At 43.9% G+C, this 23,301-nt stretch carries 21 protein-coding genes, 1 pseudogene and 1 other annotated feature; of the genes and pseudogenes, 3 read left to right on the forward strand and 19 right to left on the reverse strand.

Annotation, left to right across the window (positions count from 1 at the left end):
* Positions 1 to 184: 184 nt before the first annotated feature.
* The 19 genes and pseudogenes from ACTNB3_RS09160 to ACTNB3_RS09250 form a co-directional block, all read right to left on the reverse strand.
* Positions 185 to 1,030: a cation:proton antiporter gene (locus tag ACTNB3_RS09160; protein WP_441025185.1), complete on the reverse strand. Its 846-nt coding sequence runs from the start codon at positions 1,028 to 1,030 to the stop codon at positions 185 to 187.
* Between the two features lie 31 nt (positions 1,031 to 1,061).
* Complete coding sequence (locus ACTNB3_RS09165) at positions 1,062 to 1,706, reverse strand: TetR/AcrR family transcriptional regulator (protein ID WP_441025187.1); 645 nt, start codon at positions 1,704 to 1,706, stop codon at positions 1,062 to 1,064.
* Positions 1,707 to 1,887: 181 nt separating this feature from the next.
* Positions 1,888 to 2,740, reverse strand: a pseudogene (locus ACTNB3_RS09170) (AAA family ATPase); the annotation flags it as partial.
* A complete protein-coding gene (locus ACTNB3_RS09175) occupies positions 2,718 to 3,773 on the reverse strand; it encodes a hypothetical protein (RefSeq protein WP_441025188.1) in 1,056 nt (351 codons plus the stop codon). The gene ACTNB3_RS09175 and the pseudogene ACTNB3_RS09170, both read right to left, overlap by 23 nt.
* A 53-nt stretch (positions 3,774 to 3,826) precedes the next feature.
* Entirely contained in the window at positions 3,827 to 5,869 is a 2,043-nt protein-coding gene (locus ACTNB3_RS09180) for a glycoside hydrolase family 13 protein (protein WP_427820623.1), read from the reverse strand.
* A gap of 16 nt (positions 5,870 to 5,885) precedes the next feature.
* Positions 5,886 to 7,667 (reverse strand): ATP-dependent zinc metalloprotease FtsH, encoded by a 1,782-nt coding sequence (gene ftsH / locus ACTNB3_RS09185; protein WP_427820643.1) that lies wholly within the window; start codon positions 7,665 to 7,667, stop codon positions 5,886 to 5,888.
* 58 nt (positions 7,668 to 7,725) lie between these two features.
* Positions 7,726 to 8,247, reverse strand: a complete 522-nt coding sequence (hpt, locus tag ACTNB3_RS09190; RefSeq protein WP_427806163.1) for a hypoxanthine phosphoribosyltransferase — start codon at positions 8,245 to 8,247, stop codon at positions 7,726 to 7,728.
* A complete protein-coding gene (gene tilS / locus ACTNB3_RS09195) occupies positions 8,248 to 9,666 on the reverse strand; it encodes a tRNA lysidine(34) synthetase TilS (protein ID WP_441025190.1) in 1,419 nt (472 codons plus the stop codon).
* Complete coding sequence (locus tag ACTNB3_RS09200) at positions 9,663 to 11,117, reverse strand: SpoIIE family protein phosphatase (RefSeq protein WP_427806165.1); 1,455 nt, start codon at positions 11,115 to 11,117, stop codon at positions 9,663 to 9,665. Before ACTNB3_RS09200 ends, tilS begins: the two co-directional genes overlap by 4 nt.
* A gap of 73 nt (positions 11,118 to 11,190) precedes the next feature.
* Complete coding sequence (locus ACTNB3_RS09205) at positions 11,191 to 11,526, reverse strand: FtsB family cell division protein (protein WP_427806166.1); 336 nt, start codon at positions 11,524 to 11,526, stop codon at positions 11,191 to 11,193.
* Positions 11,527 to 11,610: 84 nt separating this feature from the next.
* Positions 11,611 to 11,964 (reverse strand): spore cortex biosynthesis protein YabQ, encoded by a 354-nt coding sequence (gene yabQ, locus ACTNB3_RS09210; protein ID WP_427806167.1) that lies wholly within the window; start codon positions 11,962 to 11,964, stop codon positions 11,611 to 11,613.
* 6 nt (positions 11,965 to 11,970) lie between these two features.
* Positions 11,971 to 12,246 carry a sporulation protein YabP gene (yabP, locus tag ACTNB3_RS09215; protein WP_427820644.1) on the reverse strand — a complete coding sequence of 92 codons (276 nt, stop codon included), beginning with the start codon at positions 12,244 to 12,246 and terminating at the stop codon, positions 11,971 to 11,973.
* Between the two features lie 156 nt (positions 12,247 to 12,402).
* Positions 12,403 to 12,642, reverse strand: a complete 240-nt coding sequence (locus tag ACTNB3_RS09220) for an RNA-binding S4 domain-containing protein (protein WP_427806169.1) — start codon at positions 12,640 to 12,642, stop codon at positions 12,403 to 12,405.
* A gap of 70 nt (positions 12,643 to 12,712) precedes the next feature.
* A complete protein-coding gene (locus tag ACTNB3_RS09225; RefSeq protein WP_427806170.1) occupies positions 12,713 to 12,988 on the reverse strand; it encodes an HU family DNA-binding protein in 276 nt (91 codons plus the stop codon).
* Between the two features lie 179 nt (positions 12,989 to 13,167).
* The gene (locus ACTNB3_RS09230) at positions 13,168 to 14,901 is read right to left on the reverse strand and encodes a phospho-sugar mutase (protein WP_441025191.1); all 1,734 of its coding nucleotides are present in this window, start codon (positions 14,899 to 14,901) and stop codon (positions 13,168 to 13,170) included.
* A gap of 90 nt (positions 14,902 to 14,991) precedes the next feature.
* Positions 14,992 to 15,984 (reverse strand): CotS family spore coat protein, encoded by a 993-nt coding sequence (locus ACTNB3_RS09235; RefSeq protein WP_427820627.1) that lies wholly within the window; start codon positions 15,982 to 15,984, stop codon positions 14,992 to 14,994.
* A 34-nt stretch (positions 15,985 to 16,018) separates the two neighbouring features.
* Positions 16,019 to 17,350: a CCA tRNA nucleotidyltransferase gene (locus ACTNB3_RS09240; protein ID WP_427820628.1), complete on the reverse strand. Its 1,332-nt coding sequence runs from the start codon at positions 17,348 to 17,350 to the stop codon at positions 16,019 to 16,021.
* A gap of 33 nt (positions 17,351 to 17,383) precedes the next feature.
* Complete coding sequence (proS, locus tag ACTNB3_RS09245) at positions 17,384 to 18,823, reverse strand: proline--tRNA ligase (RefSeq protein WP_441017429.1); 1,440 nt, start codon at positions 18,821 to 18,823, stop codon at positions 17,384 to 17,386.
* Between the two features lie 100 nt (positions 18,824 to 18,923).
* Positions 18,924 to 19,133: a binding site (T-box leader), on the reverse strand.
* A gap of 81 nt (positions 19,134 to 19,214) precedes the next feature.
* Positions 19,215 to 20,174 (reverse strand): calcium/sodium antiporter, encoded by a 960-nt coding sequence (locus ACTNB3_RS09250; RefSeq protein WP_427820630.1) that lies wholly within the window; start codon positions 20,172 to 20,174, stop codon positions 19,215 to 19,217.
* Between the two features lie 333 nt (positions 20,175 to 20,507).
* Here ACTNB3_RS09250 and ACTNB3_RS09255 point away from each other — a divergent pair, with 333 nt between their 5' ends.
* The 3 genes from ACTNB3_RS09255 to nagA all read left to right on the forward strand — a co-directional run bounded on the left by ACTNB3_RS09255 (position 20,508) and on the right by nagA (position 23,240).
* Positions 20,508 to 21,167: an RluA family pseudouridine synthase gene (locus ACTNB3_RS09255; RefSeq protein ID WP_441025193.1), complete on the forward strand. Its 660-nt coding sequence runs from the start codon at positions 20,508 to 20,510 to the stop codon at positions 21,165 to 21,167.
* A gap of 173 nt (positions 21,168 to 21,340) precedes the next feature.
* Positions 21,341 to 22,066: a glucosamine-6-phosphate deaminase gene (nagB, locus tag ACTNB3_RS09260; RefSeq protein ID WP_441025195.1), complete on the forward strand. Its 726-nt coding sequence runs from the start codon at positions 21,341 to 21,343 to the stop codon at positions 22,064 to 22,066.
* 37 nt (positions 22,067 to 22,103) lie between these two features.
* Positions 22,104 to 23,240 carry an N-acetylglucosamine-6-phosphate deacetylase gene (nagA, locus tag ACTNB3_RS09265; protein WP_427820633.1) on the forward strand — a complete coding sequence of 379 codons (1,137 nt, stop codon included), beginning with the start codon at positions 22,104 to 22,106 and terminating at the stop codon, positions 23,238 to 23,240.
* Positions 23,241 to 23,301: the final 61 nt, after the last annotated feature.

The following is a 23,301-nucleotide window of genomic DNA, read 5'->3' on the forward strand; positions in this document are numbered from 1 at the left end:
ACCATAATCAAATGATAATATAACAAAAATACTGAATGTGCATTATTATCCAAATCCATATTATAATCAATCCTTTCTTTTATTCGACTGATTATATTGTACCACATCCGGCACATTAGAACAAGCGTTCTCTCGTATTTTTTTGCAATTCATCTCGCCACCTAAAGAGGTGGGAGAATTCTTGCTATATCTTGTTAAAAACGCGCATAATCTGTTCCAGCCGATTTTCACTCATCATATTTGAAAAGGTGGCCGAAAAAGCCATTCCCATCAACATAAAATTCAAAATCGGAGTCGGCATCACACGGTTATTAAAAAAGAATCCTGCAACAGAAGTAAATAAAATGGTGACAATCAGCAATGCCAGCGTTATCCCATCACCATTGTCTCTCCTCAAGATAAATCCTGACAGGAATCCACACACAATCCCAATAACCAGCGGTAATATAACCACCAGAGCAATCATATAAGCCGGCATACTTCCCGCCGAAAGTTTCCCGGCGATCACAGCGATGGTTGTAAAAAATACAACACAGCCTACGATATCATCCAGAGCCGCCATCGGAATCAACGTTTTCGTAACAGGTCCATCCGTCTTAAACTCACGCACAATTGAAAGTGCCGGTGCGGGAGCCGTTGCAAGCGCAATTCCTCCAAAAACAAAACACAGATACAATGGAACATCTGTTATATAGAATACGACTCCAAATACCAATGAAACAACCAGAAAAATCCCCAAAGACTGTATCAGCGTTGTAATCACGATCGCCTTTCCGGATTTCTTAATCTTATTCCAGACCAATTCCGTACCGATCATAAGTCCAACACCACATTCCAGCACATGAATCATAACCTGATACCACCCTGCACCCAATATCTCCTGATTCATCAGTGAAAACGCATGCGGTCCTAACAGCATCCCGGCAATCAGCCAGCCTAAAATAGCGGGCAGTTTCAATTTCGATATCAGCTTTCCTGCCAAAAATGCCAATATAACAACTAAAATCAATTTCACAAACATCAAAATCATTTTGTTACACTTCCTTACTTCATATTTATCTTCACCTTAGATTTTCTGAGAAATCCTCCGTTTTCTTTGCAATACCGTACATGATCATATCCAATAATTCCGATAATCTGCTCTCATGTGTCTCGATCACTTTTTGTATATCTTCATTCTCATAATACATCTCCCGGAAATAGCCATTATACATTTCCTGCATTGTCATCAGATACTGAATCGCTTTCTCAATACTTACCCCTTTTCTTAATTCCATCTGAAACAGTAATTCTGCATAGCGTTCTTTTAAACACTCATCATAACCAACTCTCAATTCTTTCAACTCTTTTATCAGATGCCTTGGAGGCATCAAAACACTATTAAAGAAAATCTGCGCATAATACGGGTTTTTTTCAAAGAAAACCTGTCGGGCATTTAAGAGTTCTTTCAGTTTTTCCTCCACACTCTCCGAATGACAAACTGTATTCTTAATATGTCTCGTCATTTCTTCATAACATTGTTTCACACAGATTAAATACAATTCATCTTTATTTTTGAAATTGTGATAGATCAATCCTTTTGATATATGATTATCGCTGCAAATTGTATTCAGTGAGGCCGCTTCGTAACTCTTCGTACCAAATTCTGCAATTGCCGCCTGAATGATTTTCTCGCAAGTGAGTCTGGTTTTTTCTTCCTTCTTCATAAATCCCTCCTTTTCTTGACTGCATGGTCAATAATACTACAAACAAACCATGTGGTCAATAATATCTCATCATTTTTATTCTCCAAATTCTTTAATAACAAAAAAAGCAAGTATATTCCGGCTGAACTATTTTTCAGATTTTAGCTAGCCACAATATACTTGCAAATTTCATTTTAATTTAGAATGTACTTAGAGTGACGCGATTCATATATGCGTTCATTGCTTTCTTATCTCCAAGCAGCAGAGCTTTGATAAAATCGTTGTAATCCGGCTCCACGCATTTGAGCCATCCCCGTACCATGGTGTTGAACATTCGCTCAACTTCATAATTGGTAAGCACCAGTTCATACTTCGCCTCTTCCCCGTATTCCAACGACTCCTCCCGTTCAAAGCTCAGTACTTTCAGATAACCACTTGCAAGAAGCAAACTCCAGATTGCAGATTCATTATTATCTAGTTGATTATATACAATCTGTTCGTCAATTGGCGTACGAATTGTTTCACCGCAGAGAAGATTTTCAAATTTTTCTTTAATTGTGCGGTTTCCTTCCCGAAGCAGTTTCCCAACGAGACTATTAGAGCTGGTGTTAGCCCAGTATGTCCTAAAATCCTTTTTATCAAGATAATTCAAAATCGACCATGGATTGTAAATATCTTTACATTCACCAAAGATAAATCCGTCGTACCAGTATTTTACCTGTTCTTTCTTTTCTGACAGTCCACATTTGTCCAAGATAAGCTTCCTGCATGGGCGTATCATACTCATCAAGAAGAATAATGACTTTTTTCCCATAGTATCGATACAGATAGCTCGATAATTGGTAAAGTGCCGATGTCGCATCAGGATTCCTGATATCTTCTGCCAAAATTCGATCATAAAAACTTCGGTCTGCATCTGTTAACGCATCTGTATCTCTCTGATCTGCATAATCTATAGAGAAAAAGCGTTCTAACATACTCAAATTAAGCGTCTTACCAAAACGTCGCGGACGATTAATCAATGTGACACTGTCACCGCTCTCCCACCATTTTCTTCAATTCCGCCAATCTCATTTGAAACATCTCTGCTTCTTTTTCCATATCCCCAAACTTCTTCATATCCATTTCATGAACCATCCGAAGCCCGATATGTTTTACCGCTTCTTGTGCCGCTTCTTTCTGCGACATCTGCTCCGGGAAAACGGTCTGGCACTTTGCGCCTTCCAGATTATCATATGACAAAAAGCACTGATTAAAATCCATGAGCGGATACAAAGACACATACTTATTCGTACGGTTGTCCACCAGAAATCCCCAGTTCTCCGGATGCCGGTCCGTATTTCCGGTCAGATAGTCCAGTATGTTCATCCCATAATATGTAACAGGATCCATTTCTTTGCAGACTTCCAGTGTATCCAGATTATGATTACACGCATAAATATCGAATGCCATTTTAGAAACCATGGAATATTCTTTCGAAGTAATGATATCACTTTCCGATACGATTTCTCCGTCATATTCATGTTCGCGATAAATGACCTGCGGAATGTCAAAGCACTGGCAGATTTCACTTGCCAGTACTTCTCTTTTCACCGCTTCTGCTTCTCCGTCTTTTAATAACTTAAATCCCGAATCGCATCGGATCCAGGCCTTGGGAAAGCATCCTCTTGTAGATAAATCCGGTGCCAGTTCCTGATTCGTAACCGTCATCTGGCGCCCCTTAAGAGTGAGTTCGACAATCGCTTCATTCAAAGGATTATCATATAAATTTATTTCATCAAATGTTGTTCTGTCCCCTTCGTTTCTCACCCAGTATACATCCGTCAAAGAAACACATCGGTACGACAGTGATATATTCGCCCTGTCTTTATCCGTAACTGCCTGCATGACTCCGATACTGTTCAGAATATCTTTTGCGTATTTTCGATCCAGAGACAATACTCTTGATGCGCACCAATGATTAAAATTATTTACATTATTTACAAGCACATCAATGTCATTATCATCTTCCACATCCAAATATAAATCATACGGCATAAACGATTCTTCAAAGATCTCTGCCTTTCCGGAAGATGAAATCTTTGCCACTATTTTCTCCATATGCATAATTTCATAAACAGTTACTTTTTTCAAGGTTTTCCCTACCATTTCTTATTCTTCAATACAATCGCCGATTTCGGTCCCATCATCAGTGACAGAATTCCCTCCTTCACCACATACTCATCAAACGCACCGATATAGCCTTCTACATAAGAATACATGATTCGTGCCATATTGGAACCTTCTTTCACTTCCGCAGGCATGACATTGACATGAATCTCCCGAAGTTCGTCTGCGCTGTTGATGATTACGATAATCTGTTCATCTCCCCAGAATCTTCCGTACGCAAGAAGTCCCGGTCCCCATTTTAACATTTTAAGAGAACCTTTCTTCAATGCAAGATTTTCTCTGTGAATACGGATCATTTCCCGGTAAAAACTGATCATCTCTTTGTTTTCGCGTCCCCATGGATAGGTTCTGCGGTTATCCGGATCCGTGAACCCACAGACTCCGGCTTCATCTCCATAATAGAGTGTTGGCGCACCGATCCATGTCATCTGCATCACAATGGCAGCACGCATAACTGCAAGATCCACTCCCTGATTCGCAGCTTCCGGTCCCAGTTCTGCGACTCTTCCGACCTTATGGTTCGTTCTTGTAAGGAACCGTGAATGATCATGGTTAGAAAGCTGGTTCATCGCCGTCTGCAGGGATGGGGTCATCATACTTGCCATATGATGCTTCATCGCATTCACAAAATTATCTGCATTCCCCAGAAGATCCTCACGGTATTCGTCACTATGCTTTTCCATCCCGGTGAGGAACCAGGTCAGAGGTTCCATAAACGCGTCATAGTTCATGACCGTATCCCATTCGTCGCCTTCCAGCCATTCTCTCGGATCTCCATAATGCTCTGCCAGAATTAATGCATTGGGATTCGCATCTTTCACAACCTTGCGGAATTTTTTCCAGAATTCATGATTGTATTCGTTGCTTCTCCCCAGATCAGCCGCGACATCCAGACGCCATCCATCCACATTATAAGGCGGTGAGACCCATTTTTTTGCCACGCCAAGTACATATTCTTCTAATTCTTTCGAATCTTCATAATTCAGCTTCGGAAGCGTGTCATGTCCCCACCATCCATCATAACTGGCATTTTGCGGCCACTCACTGTCATTATTATTGTGGAACAGGAAATAGTTCCGGTATGGGCTCTGTGCGCTCATATATGCCCCAGGCTGATATCCTTCCACCTGATCATAAATCATTTCCCGATCCATCCATTTGTTAAACGAACCACAATGATTGAATACTCCGTCAATAATTATTCTCATTCCGCGACGGTGGATCTCTTCAACCAGCCGGATAAACAGCTGATTGCTGGCTTCCAGATTTTCTTTGTCCGTTGTACGAATCCGGTATTTATCAGCGTGATAATTACTCTTTTCCCCGGGTTCCAAAAGTCTACCGCCATCTGTCACTATCTTTCCAACATGTGGATCAATATAATCATAATCCTGCGTGTCATATTTATGATTGGACGGAGAAACGAATAATGGATTACAGTAAATCACTTCTACTCCAAGACTCTGCAGATAATCCAGCTTATTTATCACGCCCTGTAGATCTCCTCCATAGAATTCACGCACATCCATCGGCTGCGGATAGCGGTACCAGTCTTCCACCTTTTGTACTTGATCGCCTATATAGAAGTACTCCCCTGTCTGAACATCATTGGTTGGATCTCCGTTGCAGAAACGATCCGTATAAATCTGATACATCACCGCCCCCTTTGCCCACTCTGGTGTGGCAAATCCGGGAACAATCCTGAAATCATAGTATTCTGCGTAATCGTCTCTCGCTCCCCACTGGTTATAATAGCAGACTTCTTCGCCTTTCAAAATTTTAAAATAATATCTGAATTCCTCAGTGTCAAGCTGCCAGTCAATGCAATAATAATCAAACGCGCCTTTTGAGATCATTTTCTTCATCGGAAAGCTCTCATCCTTGATGCACATCAGTACTTCATCCACATCGTCCTTTGCCGTCCGGAACCACAATTGTATCCATTCGTCTACTTCCGGCTCCGGCTGGCTAACATATGCCTCAGTGCCATCGCAAAACAATGCTTCTTTATTCATAATGTTTCCTCAATTCCTAATCAAATAATGCTTCAAATTCTTCTCTTGTAATCTTTTCTTTCTGAAGCAGAAGTTCCGCGCAGGCATTCAATACATCTTCATGTTCTTTAATGATCTGTTTCGCCCGGGCATAACATTCATCTATAATTCTCTTAACTTCTGAATCGATCGTAGACGCAATCTGCTCACCATACGCACGTGATGAATGTGCAAGATCTCTTCCCAGAAAGACTTCATCACTGTCATTATCGTAATTTACCAGCCCAAGAGCTTCCGACATACCAAATTTCGTCACCATAGATCTCGCATAGGCGGTTGCCTGCTTGATATCCTGAGATGCTCCGGTTGTGATGTCATCAAAAACCATCTCCTCAGCAGCTCTTCCACCGAGCGAAACTGTGATATCCTGAAGCATCTGGCCTCTGGTATTGAACATCTCATCCTTTTCCGGCAATGGCATCGTATACCCCGCCGCTCCCGATCCAGTAGGAATAATGGATACACTGTACACAGGTCCCACATCAGGAAGTACATGGAACAAGATCGCATGCCCTGATTCATGAAATGCTGTGATCCGTTTCTCTTTATCCGAAATAATACGGCTCTTTTTCTCCGCACCGATACCTACTTTCACAAATGCATGCCGGATGTCTGCCTGCTGCAGATACACACGCCCTTCTTTAGCAGCCGTGATCGCTGCTTCATTCAACAGATTTTCCAGATCCGCGCCGGTAAATCCAGCCGTTGTCTGGGCAATCTGCTGCAGATCCACATCCTCCGCAAGTGGTTTTCCTTTCGCATGGACCTGAAGGATCTCAAGTCTTCCCTGCACATCCGGTCTTCCAACGACCACTTTTCTGTCAAACCGCCCCGGGCGAAGAATGGCAGGATCCAGAATATCCACACGGTTCGTCGCAGCCATAACAATAATTCCCTCATTCGGTCCAAAGCCATCCATCTCTACCAGAAGCTGGTTCAATGTCTGCTCTCTCTCATCATGGCCTCCGCCCATACCTGTTCCGCGGCGTCTTGCCACCGCATCAATCTCATCAATAAATACAATACAGGGCGAATTGTGTTTCGCATCCTCAAAGAGATCTCTCACACGGGATGCTCCAACTCCGACAAACATCTCCACAAAATCGGAACCGGAAATCGTGAAAAACGGGACCCCGGCTTCACCAGCCACCGCTCTTGCAAGTAAAGTCTTACCGGTTCCCGGAGGTCCCTCAAGCAACACCCCCTTCGGGATTCTTGCTCCAACCTGAATATATTTCCCCGGAGCTTTCAAAAAATCCACGATCTCTTCCAGTTCTTCCTTTTCTTCTTTCAGGCCGGCAACCTGGTTGAACTTGACTTTATTTTCCGCTTCTGTGCTCATCTTCGCACGGCTTTTCCCAAAATTCATCGCCTTTGCATTTGCACCACCCTGGCGATTCATCATCATAACCAGAAGAACAAGTGCACCTATCATCAAAAGCGTTGGTAACATCGTTGTCGCAAACCAGCTTTCCTGTGGTACAGAATCCACATAACAGATTACTTCATCATAAGAGCTCAGAAGCTCCTGTGCTTCATTAACGTCTGTGACATACAGTTCTTCCAGCACACCATTATTTTTCTCAATCCTTAGCGTGCCATTTGGTGCTACCTTGTCCGGCTTTACTTCAACTTTCTTAATATTATTATCTTGCAGATCTTCCTGGAACTCCCGGTAAGTATATGCCTTCTCCTGTTTCTCGGCCTGATTCATAAACCAGTATGCTCCTATCATAAAAACAGCACAAAGAAGAAGCATCAGCCCGCTGATTCCTCTTGTCTTATTATTATTATTCAATTATTGCTCCTTCCACCAATTACATCTCTACGCATCCGATGTATGGTAAATTTCTATATTTCTGTGCATAATCTAATCCGAACCCTACCACAAATTCATCCGGAATATTAAATCCTACATAATCAACATGCACGTCTTTAACACGCCGTTCCGGTTTGTCGAGTAATGTACAAAGACGCATACTCTTAGGTCCCCTCTTCTGAAGAATTTCCAGCAGATAAGAAAGCGTACGTCCTGAGTCCACAATATCCTCAACTACAAGTACATCCTTTCCTTCCAGCGATTCATCAAGATCCTTCGCAATCTTCACAACTCCGCTGGATGAAGTTCCGTCACCATAGCTGCTGACACTCATGAAGTCCATGGAAACCGGCACAGTAATCCTCTTTGCCAGTTCACACATGAAGAAAACTCCTCCCTTAAGTACACAGATCAAATGTACCTGTTTTCCCGCATAATCCTCACTGATCTTTTTTCCTAATTCTTCAATTCTTGCATTCACTTCTTTTTCCGGTATTAAAACCTTAATTTTCTCTGCCATTTAGGTACCTCCATTTATCGTAATCTCCAAAACGGTCTTTGTCTGTTCCGTCACTTGATATGCCTTACTTTGACGATATCCCACAATCCAGAGAATTCTCTCCTTTTCCGCGATCAGCGGAATTTTATCTCTTTTGTCCGACGGAATTTTCTCATTCACAAAATAGGATTTCAGTTTCTGCGTATTTCCTTCTTTATCAATCGCAATCCTGTCTCCTGCCCGTCTGTTGCGTACAAAGACGTTCTCTTTTATTATATCATAATCGAACCATTTCGTGTATGTTTTTTTCGGAATCCCCTCAAGTCCCTGGGTGAACGGAAATTTTCTGCAAGAAACCTTCCAATCTCCATACTCAACTCTCCATTCCTCTGTTTCATTTACATTCGGGATACATACAATTTTGCCTTCGTTTCCCATTTCTGTACCATTGTTCTTCGTCTCATTTCCAAGAGTCAAATCAATTCCCTCATATGTCCGTACCGCACGCATTTTATAAGGAAGATCAATTTTTCTGCCCGTCTGCTTATCCAGCAACTCTCTGATTTGAACTACATGAACCTCATCCAGATCCTTTTCTTTTTTACTAAGACAAACCATTGCCTGTCTTAATACCATTCTGCCGATCAGCTCATCCTGTTTACGGAACTCCTGCTCAGAAATATGGATTTTCCCCCGCTCCTCTTTCACGCACTTCCGATACGCTTCCCTCATCCGGCGTTCCAGATATTCCTGCACCTCTCGAAGCTGCTCCATAGCCCCATTAATATGTTCTACCGTTTTTGAATTAATGTTCTCTGTAAAATATGGGATGACATGGTTTCTTATCTTGTTTCTTGTATAAGTATCTTCCAGATTTGTTGCATCCATACAATAAAGGATTCCTTTTTTCTCCAAAAATTCTTCTATCTCCATCCGGTTCACACAAAGAAGCGGGCGAATGTAATCTCCCTTTACAGGGCAGATCCCTCCAAGTCCTTTCATCTTGCTTCCTCTGGCGAGATGTAGAAAAAATGTCTCTGCATTGTCATCCTGGTGGTGTGCCAGTGCAATTCTGGTACCACCATATTTGATTGCTGTTTCACGAAACGCTTTTCTTCGTAGCTCTCTTCCGGCTTCTTCTTCGGAAAGTTTTTCCTTTCTTGCATATTCCGGGACGTTCACATGAAATACTTCGCAAGTAAGCCCCAGCTTCCTGCAGATGTCTCGCACGTACTCCTCATCCGCATCTGCTGCTTCACCGCGGATCCCATGATTCACATGAACGATAACAAGATCAAATTCCATACTCTTTCTCAATTCTTCCAGCACAAAAAGAAGGCACATTGAGTCTGCACCTCCCGAAACACCTGCTATCACGGTATCCCCCGCTGTCAGCATATGCCACTTTTCCATAAACTTTTTTATTCTATTCAGCATCATGATTTTCCTTTTGTACGATTTTCTTTCTTCGTATCATTAGAGTAACACATCTCCCAGATTCCTGCCACCAAAACTGTCATGTCATCTTTCGGTTCACCGTTTGTCAGTTCCAGGACACTTTGCAGGATATAATGGGCCAATTCTTTCGGATTTTCAAGCGATGTTCCTCCGATGATCAGATCCAGCAATTGCTCCTGCTCTCCCGAAGGCAGTGCATCCAGGATTCCATCCGTGACCATCACAACAACATCACCCGATTCCAGATTTCTTCTGAATTCTCCGCTTTGCTGATTCGGCACTACGCCGAGCGGAAGATTTTCAGAATAGATATGCTCCATCCCTTCCCTTTTCCGTATAAACGTAGGTGCAGCGCCAGCTTTTATAAATTCACATTCCCCACTGTACAGATCAAAAATACTCATATCCACAGTAGAAAAACATACTTCTTCTCTTCCCATGACCAGTGCTGTATTCATCATAGACAGTGCCGTCTGTCTGGGAAATCCCGCCTTCAGCAATTCTTCCAACATATCTACGATCATCGCACTTTCTCTGGAAGCACGTTCTCCGGATCCCATCCCATCAGAAAGGATTGCCGCCTCCTGACCACCGGGCAATCTCGTCATCAGGTAACTGTCTCCCGAAATCTTCTGACATCCTTTTCCGATTTTTGCGATGCCTTGCATCGTATAATATCCCGGTCCTTCTACACAAACTACCGTACAGTATTCCTGACTCATCACCGGCCTTTCCTCGCTGGCAGGACACATTTTCCGTCCGACACAGTCCGAAAGTATCTCTGACAGTTTTTTCGTCGTCATACATACCCCTTTTTCTGTTTTCCCCGTAATATGAATCTCATATCGTCCCTGCGGATTCACAAAAAATACAGAGCTCAGCATCCTGACTCCTGATCTTTTCAGGTGCATCTTCAGCTTTTTTTCCAATGGCGGATCCTGAAAAATACTTGCATCCAGTTCCCTGGTCGCATGCTGTATCATCTGGGCGAACGTATCCAGTTGGACTGCGCATCCTTCCCGGTTTAAGATCATTTTATTGTTCCAAATCAGTGTTTTCTTTGCTTCCTGAAACACATCCAGAATAGTCCTGAGAAAACGAGGCGCCTGAATACAGCTTTTCTGAAGTTTTCGTTTCATCTCTACATTCAGTTCAGTACCGTATTTTTCCACCGCACAAAGCAATTCATAAATGAGCAGATCGATCTGTTCCCTGTTCTGTCCGGTACAATGCTCTCTCCGCTCACAGGAACCGCACACCCGATCCTCTATCTGTCTGATCATTTCCTGAACTTCCTCAGCACTGAAACCTTCCCTGGTTCCTTCCATTTTCAGAAATGTATCCGCCAGATGTCTAAGGGACTTGGCAAACTTGTCCGCTTGCGTTACATACGGACTTTGCATCACCGTCACTTCGTTTCTGTTTTCTCCCATCTGCCTGCCTCCCTTACTATAATACAAAGAGCTCTGGAATCTCTTCCAAAGCTCATCATTCGTGAATACGTCATCAATTAGCCGCCTTAAACAGGATCTCATTCTGCTTAATCAATCCCAGCTTCTCTTTCGCAACATCTTCAATATATTCATCTGTTCCCACATATTCTTTCAGTTTATCAATCTCTTCCGAGCGATCCTTCTCATCATCCAGCTGTGCCATAAGTTCTGCTTCCTGAGCCATGTATTCTTTGTTTCTCGCCTGCAACGCCATTCCATGAATAACAATTACTGCGCTGAGCATCACAATAATACTGCTGATTGCCAACACACTTCTCTTATGATTCTGAAGCCTGCTCTTCGAACGTCCTTTCCGGATCTTCCGATTCTTCTGCTTTAAGCTTCCCATTATATATACTCACCCTTTACTGTTGTTTCCAACCGGTATATTCCCTATTATTACTTATATAAAATCCACAATTGTAAAATAATATTATCTTTTTTCCCCAGATTTATCAATAGTTTTTCCGTTTTTTTTCTCCATCAAATCAGATAATTTTTGATCGATTTTTTTTGTAAAAGCAACGAAAAAGTGCATCAAAATCGCCCCAATCACAACACCTAGTACAAAATACCACCTTATCTCACCATTACTTGTGTGGTAAATTTGCACAAAAAAGTACTGTGATACAAAAATCCAATATATGAAATCTTCTATGTTGATCACCCATAATGCATGGCGGAAAATCCTTCTCAGCACCCTAAGACTTAAATATACAGCAGTCACAAAAACTCCGGTTATGATTGCGTGAAGGAACACCAAAAACTCTTTTTCAATTCCCAACATATTCGGTTACCGGAAAAGTTTTGTCAAAAAATTTTCACCTTGTTTTCCTGCCGAATTAATATTGGAATATGCCACACTGTCAATATTCCCCGACAAATCCACCTCGCCCTTTTCCAGGCTTAAACGGTTCACATGCATGTCCGTTCCTTTCACCATAAGCATTCCCTGATCCGTTTCCAGCAGGATTTCATTTAGGTCAAACGACAATACATCCAGAACTCCCGTCACCATACTGGTTTTTCTGTTGTTGATTACAAGCTTATGATTGTGCGTTTTCGGCATCTTACTTTCTTCCACCACTACCCCCAACCTTTCCATCTATGATACATGCGGATCCCTCCGCGCATTCACCCATGATCCGGATATGCTCCGGTCATTCAGTGCCTTGATATCATTTTATGAATGTATGGGATAATATATGTTAAAAACTTTATAGAATTACAGGTATCGGAACAACTCGGCAGCTTCGTCCTTCTTTGTAGTTTCCTTTAGCTCAAGCACTTCCACTTTTACAGTCTTTGTTCCGAACTGAATCTCAATAATGTCCCCTTTTTTCACTTTAACGGATGCCTTTGCTACCGTACCGTTCACCATAACTCTTCCGGCATCACATGCCTCATTTGCCACAGTCCTGCGCTTGATCAGGCGCGATACCTTCAAAAACTTATCTAATCTCATATCATTATTTCTCCTACAAAAATAGAGAGCGGCCAGCGCTCTCTATTTACATTCATCAATCCAAAACCAATTATGCGTTTACAGCATCTTTCAAAGCTTTTCCTGCTTTAAACTTCGGCGCTTTGCAGGCATCAATCTTCATGGTCATACCGGTCTGAGGATTTCTTCCTTCTCTTGCAGCTCTTTCACTTACCTCAAATGTTCCAAAACCTACCAACTGAACTTTTTCCCCTTTTTTCAGTTCTTCTGTAACTACATCAACAAAAGCTTTTAGCACTTTTTCTGCATCTTTTTTAGAAACCTCTCCCTGCTCTGCCACTGCTGCCACTAATTCTGTTTTGTTCATGAATATTTCCTCCTGTATCATAATCACTCGAATACCAACTGTATTCTACCTCGTACTAAAGGCTGACTGCGTCCTTGCAGAATGCCCTATGTAAAGTTATATCGGGTTTTAAAGCCTTTGTCAAGCCTAAATCCTTCTTAGGAACACCGAAATACAATTCTTTCCGGACAAACTGTTTTCTACAACATTTGATCCACCATAGCAAGCACTGCTTTTCCAAGTTCTTCTGATTTGGAATCTGCATCCTCAAGAGAAGTTCCCTTAATTCCGTAATAGAATTTTACTTTCGGTTCCGTTCCTGACGGGCGAACACATACCCATGCATCATCATTCAGTTCATAATAAAGAACGTTGGACTTCGGAAGGCCTGTCGGTGTTACTTCGCCGGTTGCCAGATCTTTGATTGTATCTGCCTGATAATCTCTTGCCTTCTGCACCTTGTAAGCACCGATCTCAGCCGGCGGATTATTGCGCAGTGTCTGCAGGATGTTCTGGATCTTTTCAAGTCCTTCAATTCCCTTCATGGTGATTGACTTGATATCATCCTTGTAATAACCATATTTCTCGTACATTGCAACCATTGCATCCCATAATGTCATATCTTTTGTCTTATAGTAAGCTGCTGCTTCGCAAAGAGCCATTGTTGCTACGATTGCATCTTTATCTCTTGCATGTGTTCCGATCAGACATCCATAGCTTTCCTCAAATCCAAAAAGATATTCACCCTTTCCACTTGTTTCAAATCCAAGAATCTGCTGTCCGATATATTTGAAACCTGTCAGGACTTCGATCAGTCCTACATTATATCCTTTTGCAATGGCATCCGCCAGATTGGAAGTAACGATCGTCTTGATCAGGTATCCGTCTTCCGGAAGGCCTTTCAAGGCTTTCTTCTGTCCAATCTCGTAATCAGCGAGCAGACATCCTGACATATTTCCTGTTAATGTATGGTATACGCCGTCTTTATCTTTTACACGCACTCCAAGTCGGTCTGCATCCGGATCTGTTGCAAGTACCAGATCGGCATCTACCTCTTTTGCAAGCTTAAGTCCAAGTTCAAATGCTTCTTCTGCTTCCGGATTCGGATAAGAAACGGTCGGGAATTCTCCATCCGGGAGTTCCTGTTCTTTCACAACATATACATTTTCAAAGCCAAGTTCCTTAAGTACACGTCTGGCAGGTATATTTCCGGTTCCGTGAAGAGGGCTGTATACGATCTTCAGATCCTTACCCACTGCGTCAATTGCATCCTGATGCTGTACCTGCTCTTTTAATCTGGCAATATATGCGTCATCAATAGCCTGTCCGATCACTTCGTAGAGACCGGCTGCTTTCGCTTCTTCCAGTCCCATCGTCTTCATTGTTGTATAATCGGTAACAGCAAGAACCTCATCCATGATACCTTTGTCATGCGGCGGAGTGATCTGTGCGCCGTCTTCCCAATATACTTTATATCCGTTATATTCCGGCGGGTTATGGCTGGCTGTGATGTTGATTCCGGCAATACACTTCAGTTCACGCACTGCAAAGGACAGTTCCGGTGTCGGACGAAGTGATTCGAATACATATGCTTTGATTCCGTTCGCTGCCAGACAAAGTGCTGCTTCATCTGCGAATTCCGGGGACATACGGCGTGAGTCGTAAGCGATCGCCACTCCGCGTTCCTTCGCACCTGCTTTGATGATATAGTTGGCAAGTCCCTGTGTTGCCTTTCTAACAGTGTAAATATTCATGCGGTTCGTTCCGGCTCCGATCACACCACGGAGTCCTGCTGTACCAAACTCCAGATCTTTGTAAAAGCGCTCCTTGATTTCCCCATCATTATCAGCAATTGCTTTCAGTTCTGCCTGTGTGTCCGCGTCAAAATACGGGTTAGTACACCATTCTTCGTATCTCTTTACATATTCTTCCATCTCTTTTTTGTACCTCCATTTGTTCTGAGTACATTTCTCCCTCAAGGGCACATTCTGGTACTCGCTTTATCCCTATTATACACTACTTGGCTATAAATGAAAAGCAAATATATTCGATAAAAAGCGCTTCTTTTCCTCATTCTGGCGAATTGCCGTCCTCAGTTTTTCAACATTTTTCTCCGGAATCCATGCTTTATTCGAGTGGTAATACAAATTCACAATTTTCCAGAACTTCTCCGGGTAAGCGAGCCTCACTGCAAGATAATCCCTTTCTTTTTTCCCGAGTGTTATTTCCGCATCGTACATTCGCAGCATTTTATAACCGAGACGCTCATCATACCTGTATTTCTCCATTGTTTTTCTCAGGAAATAATAAAAATCATCCAACTGGAGTTCTCTGTGCGCACGGTCAAATCCGGTAACTGCCAATCCCTCTTTGCAAAATAGCAGATTATGATAATTGTAGTCTCCGTGAACCCAGGTCCCTTTCTCCTGTGCCTCCTGCCATAACCGTCGGTATCCGGTCTCTTTCAGATGCTCGTTCGCCCCTTCTGCCCATTCGTACATCCGGTCACAGCCTTTCAGGAATTCCGTCTCAAATGCTCCTTTGACACTTCTCCGGCAAATGAACGTACGCACCTTCCGCAGTTCCCGGTTATGCCGCCTGAATTCCTCTTCCAGCGGAAAACTGATTTCGGCTCCCGTTGTGTCCTCACCGGGTATCCGCATCAGTTTGTGCAGCTTTGCCAGGTATTTCGTTCCCTCCAGCAGCTCCGCTTCCCGGCGTACATCGCATTCTCTCCCCTGGAACCATCGTCTTACCATATACCCGGTTCCGTCATCAGCCGTCGTAATATACGCTCCCTCTTTGTTTGCCAGTGGCATATCCACCATACAGATTCCGCTTTCATTCAGCATTTTGTACAGTTCGATGAGCACGGGCAGCCTTTTCGGTGCAATATATACTTCTTTTAAAAGAAACAGCCCGCGATCCGTATCGCACAAAACAGCACCCCTGATTCTGTGGGTGCTGTTTACTTCCATCTGGTATTGTTCTAAGACACTAATCCCATAATCTTTCATGGCATCCCCCTGCACGTTTCGTTTTCATGTCTTTCTAGTGTATGCCCCGAGATACCATTTTTAGAAGAACTTTCTTCTCATTCTTTTCAGGATCATCAATCACTTCTTTTAAAAGCGTTTCCAACATCTCGCCGATCTGGGGCCCCGGTTCCATTCCCGCCTCGATCAGATCACGTCCCGTCACGGCAAGGCCCTTCAGCGATACACACTGTTTCAATTCCAGAATTTCTTTATATAATTTTTCTATCTGCTCAAGATTTTCTATCTTCTTCGTCTTCTGATACTCACTTTGTCCGGCAATATCGGCACGCTGCACCAACAGATAATACGGGAATAAGTCCTCTCCGATCCTGTTCATTGCACGCCGCACATATTTCGAAGCAGCCGGCATTCTGTAATCATGAAAACGCACCAGCTTGCTTACCTTTCTTATAGTATCATTATCAAACTTGAGGCGCTGCAGAATCCTTCTTGCGATCTCTTCACTGACACATACATGTCCCCTGAAATGTGCGACCCCTTTCTCATCGATCGATTTCGTCGCCGGTTTTCCCATGTCATGAAAAAGCATGGTAAGCCGCAGTACCTTCTCAGGCGCAATGTTCATCATCGTATGGATCGTATGCTCGCCGACATGATAGCAGTGATGAAGATTCTCCTGCTCTGTTACCATCATAACGTCGAATTCCGGGAGAATCACGGATGTGATACCAAGTTCATATGCCAGCCGGATGCGCTCCGGGTGCGGAGATACCAGCAATTTGACGAGTTCCACCTGTATGCGCTCGGCACTGATATTTCTTAAATTCGATGCCAGATCGCTGATTGCCTCCCGGGTCTTCTCTTCAATGTCAAATCCAAGCTGAGCGGAAAACCTCACTGCGCGGAGAATCCGAAGCGCGTCTTCCGAGAAACGTTCCCCTGCATTCCCCACACATCGGATCACTTTCTGATCCAGATCCTGCAGACCGTCAAAAATATCTACCAGACCGGCCTCCTCATTATATGCCATGGCATTGATCGTAAAATCCCGCCGTTTCAGATCTTCTTCCAGACTGCGTGTAAACTGAACTTCTTTGGGATGTCTGCTGTCTTCATATTTACCGTCTATCCGATAAGTCGTCACTTCAAAGCCTTCTTTCTCCAGAAGTACCGTGATCGTCCCATGTTCAATTCCGGTATCAAAGGTACGTTCAAACAACGCCTTTGTTTCCAAAGGCGTCGCTGATGTTGTTATATCCCAGTCCTGCGGATCCCGTCCGAGGATACTGTCCCTGACACAGCCTCCTACGGCATATGCCTCGTACCCGTGATCCTGTAAAGTTGTAATAATATGATGCACCTTGTCAGGTAATTGAATCTTCATATTTCTTTACATTCACCTGTTCTTTATACTATCTTAATATGCCTTGCCGAAATAAACCATATGTTTCGCAGGTTTACCGCAATAAATACATGTATCACTGATCGGATCTTCTTTGCAGATGCATCTTGAAGATGCGCCGCCGGTCTCGTATTTGATCTCGCCCTCGCACTCTTCGCTTCCGCACCACATTGCTTTGATGAATCCACGGTTTTCATTGAATTTCTCTTTCATTTCATCCATGGTCACCGCTGTATCAATATGGCTGTCAAGGAATGCTTTTGCCCGGTCATACATGTCTTTCTGGATCGTTTCCAGAATTTCTCCGAGTCTGGTTGCAATTTCATCGATCGGAACAATAATCTTCTCACGTGTATCGCGGCGTACAACGACAACCTGTCCCTGATCGATGTCTTTCGGTCCGATTTCAATACGGGTCGGAATTCCAAGCATTTCCTGCTCACTGAATTTCCATCCCGGGCTCTTCTCGGAATCATCGATCTTCACGCTGTAGCCGGCTTTCGCTAATGTATCAACCAGTTCATTCGCTTTCTCGAGTACACCTTCCTTATGCTGTGCGATCGGAATCACTCTCGTCTGAACCGGAGCAATTCTCGGAGGCAGTACGAGTCCGCTGTCATCACCGTGTACCATGATGATCGCACCGATAATACGTGTGGAAAGTCCCCATGAAGTCTCATATACACTGTGAAGTTCATTATTCTTATCCAGATACTTGATGTCAAATGCATCCGGGAAGCCGCTTCCGAAGAAATGGCTGGTTGCAGACTGAAGTGCCTTTCCGTCATGCATCAAAGCTTCTACCGTATAGGTGTCCTGAGCACCTGCGAATTTCTCGCTCTCTGTCTTAGGACCGGATACAAACGGAATCGCCAGAGAATCCCGGATAAACTCCTGATATACTCTGAGCATAGTAAGTGTTCTTTCCTCAGCCTCCTCATAAGTCGCATGAATCGTATGGCCTTCCTGCCATAAAAACTCTCTGGAGCGAAGGAACGGTCTGGTTGTCTTCTCCCATCGAAGTACAGAGCACCACTGATTCCATACCTTCGGCAGATCACGGTAGGACTGTACGGTTCTTGACCACAGATCGCAGAACAGCGTCTCGGATGTAGGACGAATACACATCTTCTCCTGAAGGCGTTCCATTCCACCCTTGGTTACCCATGCCACTTCCGGAGCAAATCCTTCGATATGATCACTTTCTTTCTGCAGAAGATTCTCCGGAATCAATACAGGAAGATACACATTCTCCACACCTGTATCCTTAAATCTCTTATCCAGATCAGCCTGAATCTTTTCCCAGATCGCATATCCGTTCGGTAAATAATTCAGACATCCTTTCACGCTGGAGTAATCGCAAAGTTTCGCTTCGCGGACTACATCCGTATACCACTGCGCGAAATCAACGTCACGCGAAGTGATCGATTCTACAAACTTCTTTTCTTTTGCCATGTCAAGCCTCTCCTCTTCCATATATTTTGGTCTGTCTCAGGGGTGCATTATAACTGACAATTATTTCAAAACAAAAAACGCCGGTTCTTCCGCCCCTGATAAAAGGGACCGGAAAACCGGCGGTACCACCCTGATTAACCGTCTTACTTCGTAAAACAGTTCTCTTCATTTCCCGTTAACGCCGGGCGCGCTGTATTTTCATACAGGGACTCCAAGGCAGGTTCTATATCTTCCATGCAGCTTCCTTGCACCGGACGGAAACCTCTCTGTGCCACTTCCAATATATACTAATCCTCTTCACGGTCCACGTGTCTATTATTTCTTTTCAGATACTAAGGATTTTAATTGAGATTTCTGCATTTGTCAACCCGTCTTTGATATTTCACTGCAGTTATCTCACATAAATATATGCAAAATATACCGCATACAGCATCAGAAAGAGCACACCCTCTCTCTTGGATAATTCTTTACGGCTCTTTGCGCAGATCAACGCAAATACACTGAACACGATCAGTATAATCATATCATATATCGCATCGATATCTACTGTGATCGGACAGATTGCGGAACTTGATCCCAGAATCAAAAGTATATTGAAAATGTTCGAACCGACAACATTTCCCAACGCGAGATCATTTTCTCCCTTTTTGGCCGCGACCATCGATGTAACAAGTTCCGGCAGGGAAGTACCCATTGCAACGATCGTAAGACCAATAAAAGTCTGGCTCAGTCCAAAGCGAACTGCAATCTCCGTAGCAGAATCAACAACCAGATCTCCTCCCAGAACGATTCCTGCAATTCCGCCAATAATAAAAATTGCACTTTTCGCCGGGCTCAAGACTGCATAATCTTCAGCAGGCATCGCATTTCGCGCTTTTAGTGCCTCCTTAACCTGAAGTACCAGGAAAAGGACAAACATGATAAGAAGAACCACACCGCTGATCCTTCCAAGTACGAATTCCCCCTCTCCTGCAAGGATTTTCCCAAAAGCAAGCTTTGTCGTCATCAAAAGCATTGCTGCCGTAATGAAGATTGAAAACGGAAATTCTTTCTTCAATACACTGTCGGTGGCACGAAGGGGCCTCATCAGGGCGCTGCATCCAAGTACGATCAGAAGATTAAACATATTGGAGCCTAAAACATTACTTACAGCAAGTGAATTCTGCCCTTTCAGTGCCGCGGTTATGCTCACAGAAGCCTCCGGCATGCTGGTACCGAATGCGACAACCGTAAGCCCGATGATGATTGCAGGCACTTTCAGGAGCTTCGCAACACTGGAGCTTCCTTCCACAAAATAGTCTGCTCCTTTAATCAATAATACAAATCCCAGAATCAACAATACATAGACCATATCTTTTCCTCCCATTTTATTTATATTTTGGCGGTGCAAAGTTTCGTGTTTTGAGTCGTTTCCTATGTGACGCAATGCATTTTAGGCAAATAAAAAAGACTTCTTATTGCAAAACACTGCACCTATGGCATAAAATCTGCAATAAAAGTCTCGCTAATTGACAATACGAACCGGATTATGTTTAAATAATCGTGATGACGATTTCGTATCACACTGATTTCGGCATTTGATGATCTGACAAAACGAATCAATGGAAGCTACTCCCTTTTACTGGAGATAAGTGTAACTTCCTTTTTTTCAAAAGTCAAGAAAAATATTCTCCGGAGGTAAATTATGGAACATCCTGCTATATTATATGAAGATAAAGACATTATTGTATGTGATAAACCTGCCGGCATACCGGTACAGACCCGAAGATTCGGACAACCTGACATGGAGAGCATTCTGAAAAATCATCTTGCTTCTTCCGGCGGATCCAAGCCTCCTTATCTGGCAGTCATTCACAGACTGGATCAGCCCGTATCCGGCCTCATGGTCTTTGCCAAAAATCCAAAAGCAGCGGCGGCGCTGAACAGACAGCTTATCGGAAATTATTTCTGCAAAGACTATCGCGCTGTCTGCTGCGGCACTTTACCTTCCCCTGGCGGAACTCTGATCGATTACCTCGTAAAGGATGGAAGAAGCAACACCTCCCGGGTATGTTCCAAAGACACCCCTCAGGCCCGACGCGCAGAGCTTTCTTACGAAACCGTTGCTACAGCCAAAGACGCTGACGGCAATACGCTGACCACCGTACATGTTCACCTGAAAACAGGGCGTCATCACCAGATCCGGGTACAGATGGCCCATGCAGGCGCACCGCTTTGGGGCGATAACAAATACAATCCGGAATTCATACAAAAACCGAGCTATGAGCCCATTTCCCTCAGAGCTTTCCACCTCAGTTTCCTCCATCCGGAAACGGGAAAACCGATGAATTTTACTTTAGAATAACGGTAAAATGTGACAGGATTTCATGAACGGCAAAGCCAATAGCACGATTATTGTTTTTTTTTGCACTTTCTATTTTTTTGATTTTCATTATCTTGTTTTTCAATATTTCTTTTGATACATTTATCATATGAAGGCATATCATGCCGACAGGTTCATTGAGAAAGGGGAAAATTATGAAAATCTACAAAACCAAAAATTATGATGCTATGAGTCGCACCGCTGCCAATATTATTTCAGCACAGGTGATCATGAAGCCAAACTGTGTCTTAGGTCTTGCTACCGGTTCTTCACCGATCGGGACATACAAACAGTTGGTTGACTGGTACAATAAAGGGGATATCAATTTTGCTCAAGTTACGACCGTGAATCTGGATGAATATAGGGGACTTACACGTGATAACGACCAGAGCTACTATTATTTTATGCATAAAAATCTGTTTGATCATGTAAATATCAAGGCTTCTTATCTGCCGGACGGCACCAGAGAAGACGCCGAAGAAGAATGCCATCATTACGAAGAAATCATCCGTTCCCTTGGCGGAGTGGATCTTCAGCTTCTTGGACTTGGTCACAACGGACATATCGGTTTCAACGAACCGGCTGATCATTTCCCGAAAGAAACTCACTGCGTAGATCTTCAGGAAAGAACCATTGAAGCCAACAAGCGTTTCTTCGCATCCATTGATGACGTTCCGCGTCAGGCATACACCATGGGGATCGGTACGATCATGCGTGCCCGGAAAATCCTGATCATTGTAAGTGGAGAAGATAAAGCTGATATCGTTCGCGATGCTTTCTTCGGCCCGATCACTCCGACTGTACCGGCTTCCATCCTTCAGCTTCATCCGGATGTAACACTGGTAGCAGACGAAGCTGCTTTGTCCAGGCTTCCGCAGTAATATTTGTTCTATACATTAGAAAGAAGGCTGAATAATCATGATTATCAGAAATGCACTTGTTTACGGTGAAGACAAAACATTTTCCAGACTGGATATTCGAATCGAAGAGGACGTTTTTACGGAGATCTGTCCTTCACTTGCCCCCTCTGAAAATGAATCTGTTCTGGATGCAGACGGACTGTATGCCATTCCGGGACTGATCGACATTCATTTTCACGGCTGCATGGGACATGATTTCTGTGACGGTACTGTAGAGGCAATCGATGCCATCACCCGATATGAGGCTTCCTGCGGTGTCACATCCGTCTGTCCCGCAACCATGACGGTGTCCCCGGAATCACTGGTGCAGGTTATGGATGCGGCACGTACCTATAACGAATCCCCTGCCCGTCCGGGGCAGGCTTCCCTGGTAGGGATCAACATGGAAGGACCATTCATAAGCGAGGCAAAAAAAGGAGCTCAGGCTGCCGAACACATCCGGCTCTGTGACGAAGCGCTTTTCTGCAGCCTTCAGGAGCGTTCCGGCGGTCTCATCAAACTGGTTGATATCGCCCCTGAGAACGAGGGTGCCATGGAATTTATCGACGCACTCCACGACAAGGTTACCATTTCTCTGGCCCATACAACTGCAGATTATCAGACTGCCAAAGAGGCCTATGACCGTGGTGCCAGACACGCCACCCACCTTTACAATGCCATGCCGCCTTTCACTCATCGTGCTCCGGGAGTCGTCGGTGCCGCATTCGACAGTCCGCACTGCCGTGCCGAACTGATCTGCGACGGTGTGCATATTCATCCTTCTGTCGTCAGAGCTACATTCCAGCTGTTCGGCGATGACCGTATGATCCTGATCAGTGACAGCATGCGCGCTGCCGGAATGGAAGATGGTCAATACACACTCGGCGGACAGGATGTTGCCGTAAAGGGGAAATACGCCACACTTGTCAGCGACGGCGCGCTTGCGGGTTCCGTAACCAATCTGATGGACTGCATGAGAACTGCCGTGAAAGAAATGCAGATCCCTCTGGAAAGTGCCATTGCATGTGCCACGATGAATCCGGCAAAAGCAATCGGAATCTATGACCGTTACGGAAGCATTTCCACCGGCAAGATTGCCAATCTGGTACTCCTGGATCAGGATCTGAATCTCAGACAGGTCATCATTCATGGATAGTCATACCGGATTTCATACTTTTATATTTCAAGAGCTGTGCCTCGTCGGAAGCACAGCTCTT

This window comes from Bariatricus sp. HCP28S3_D3, assembly GCF_052065755.1.
Lineage (GTDB): Bacteria > Bacillota > Clostridia > Lachnospirales > Lachnospiraceae > Allocoprococcus.

What these genes read in the sequence shown, in the direction of transcription:
- ACTNB3_RS09160 (WP_441025185.1), bottom strand. Translation starts at nt 1,030, where the DNA reads ATGATTTTGATGTTTGTGAAATTGATTTTAGTTGTTATATTGGCATTT.
- ACTNB3_RS09165 (WP_441025187.1), bottom strand. Translation starts at nt 1,706, where the DNA reads ATGAAGAAGGAAGAAAAAACCAGACTCACTTGCGAGAAAATCATTCAG.
- ACTNB3_RS09180 (WP_427820623.1), bottom strand. Translation starts at nt 5,869, where the DNA reads ATGAATAAAGAAGCATTGTTTTGCGATGGCACTGAGGCATATGTTAGC.
- ftsH (WP_427820643.1), bottom strand. Translation starts at nt 7,667, where the DNA reads ATGCTTCTTCTTTGTGCTGTTTTTATGATAGGAGCATACTGGTTTATG.
- hpt (WP_427806163.1), bottom strand. Translation starts at nt 8,247, where the DNA reads ATGGCAGAGAAAATTAAGGTTTTAATACCGGAAAAAGAAGTGAATGCA.
- tilS (WP_441025190.1), bottom strand. Translation starts at nt 9,666, where the DNA reads ATGATGCTGAATAGAATAAAAAAGTTTATGGAAAAGTGGCATATGCTG.
- ACTNB3_RS09200 (WP_427806165.1), bottom strand. Translation starts at nt 11,117, where the DNA reads ATGGGAGAAAACAGAAACGAAGTGACGGTGATGCAAAGTCCGTATGTA.
- ACTNB3_RS09205 (WP_427806166.1), bottom strand. Translation starts at nt 11,526, where the DNA reads ATGGGAAGCTTAAAGCAGAAGAATCGGAAGATCCGGAAAGGACGTTCG.
- yabQ (WP_427806167.1), bottom strand. Translation starts at nt 11,964, where the DNA reads ATGTTGGGAATTGAAAAAGAGTTTTTGGTGTTCCTTCACGCAATCATA.
- yabP (WP_427820644.1), bottom strand. Translation starts at nt 12,246, where the DNA reads ATGCCGAAAACGCACAATCATAAGCTTGTAATCAACAACAGAAAAACC.
- ACTNB3_RS09220 (WP_427806169.1), bottom strand. Translation starts at nt 12,642, where the DNA reads ATGAGATTAGATAAGTTTTTGAAGGTATCGCGCCTGATCAAGCGCAGG.
- ACTNB3_RS09225 (WP_427806170.1), bottom strand. Translation starts at nt 12,988, where the DNA reads ATGAACAAAACAGAATTAGTGGCAGCAGTGGCAGAGCAGGGAGAGGTT.
- ACTNB3_RS09230 (WP_441025191.1), bottom strand. Translation starts at nt 14,901, where the DNA reads ATGGAAGAATATGTAAAGAGATACGAAGAATGGTGTACTAACCCGTAT.
- ACTNB3_RS09235 (WP_427820627.1), bottom strand. Translation starts at nt 15,984, where the DNA reads ATGAAAGATTATGGGATTAGTGTCTTAGAACAATACCAGATGGAAGTA.
- ACTNB3_RS09240 (WP_427820628.1), bottom strand. Translation starts at nt 17,350, where the DNA reads ATGAAGATTCAATTACCTGACAAGGTGCATCATATTATTACAACTTTA.
- proS (WP_441017429.1), bottom strand. Translation starts at nt 18,823, where the DNA reads ATGGCAAAAGAAAAGAAGTTTGTAGAATCGATCACTTCGCGTGACGTT.
- ACTNB3_RS09250 (WP_427820630.1), bottom strand. Translation starts at nt 20,174, where the DNA reads ATGGTCTATGTATTGTTGATTCTGGGATTTGTATTATTGATTAAAGGA.
- ACTNB3_RS09255 (WP_441025193.1), top strand. Translation starts at nt 20,508, where the DNA reads ATGGAACATCCTGCTATATTATATGAAGATAAAGACATTATTGTATGT.
- nagB (WP_441025195.1), top strand. Translation starts at nt 21,341, where the DNA reads ATGAAAATCTACAAAACCAAAAATTATGATGCTATGAGTCGCACCGCT.
- nagA (WP_427820633.1), top strand. Translation starts at nt 22,104, where the DNA reads ATGATTATCAGAAATGCACTTGTTTACGGTGAAGACAAAACATTTTCC.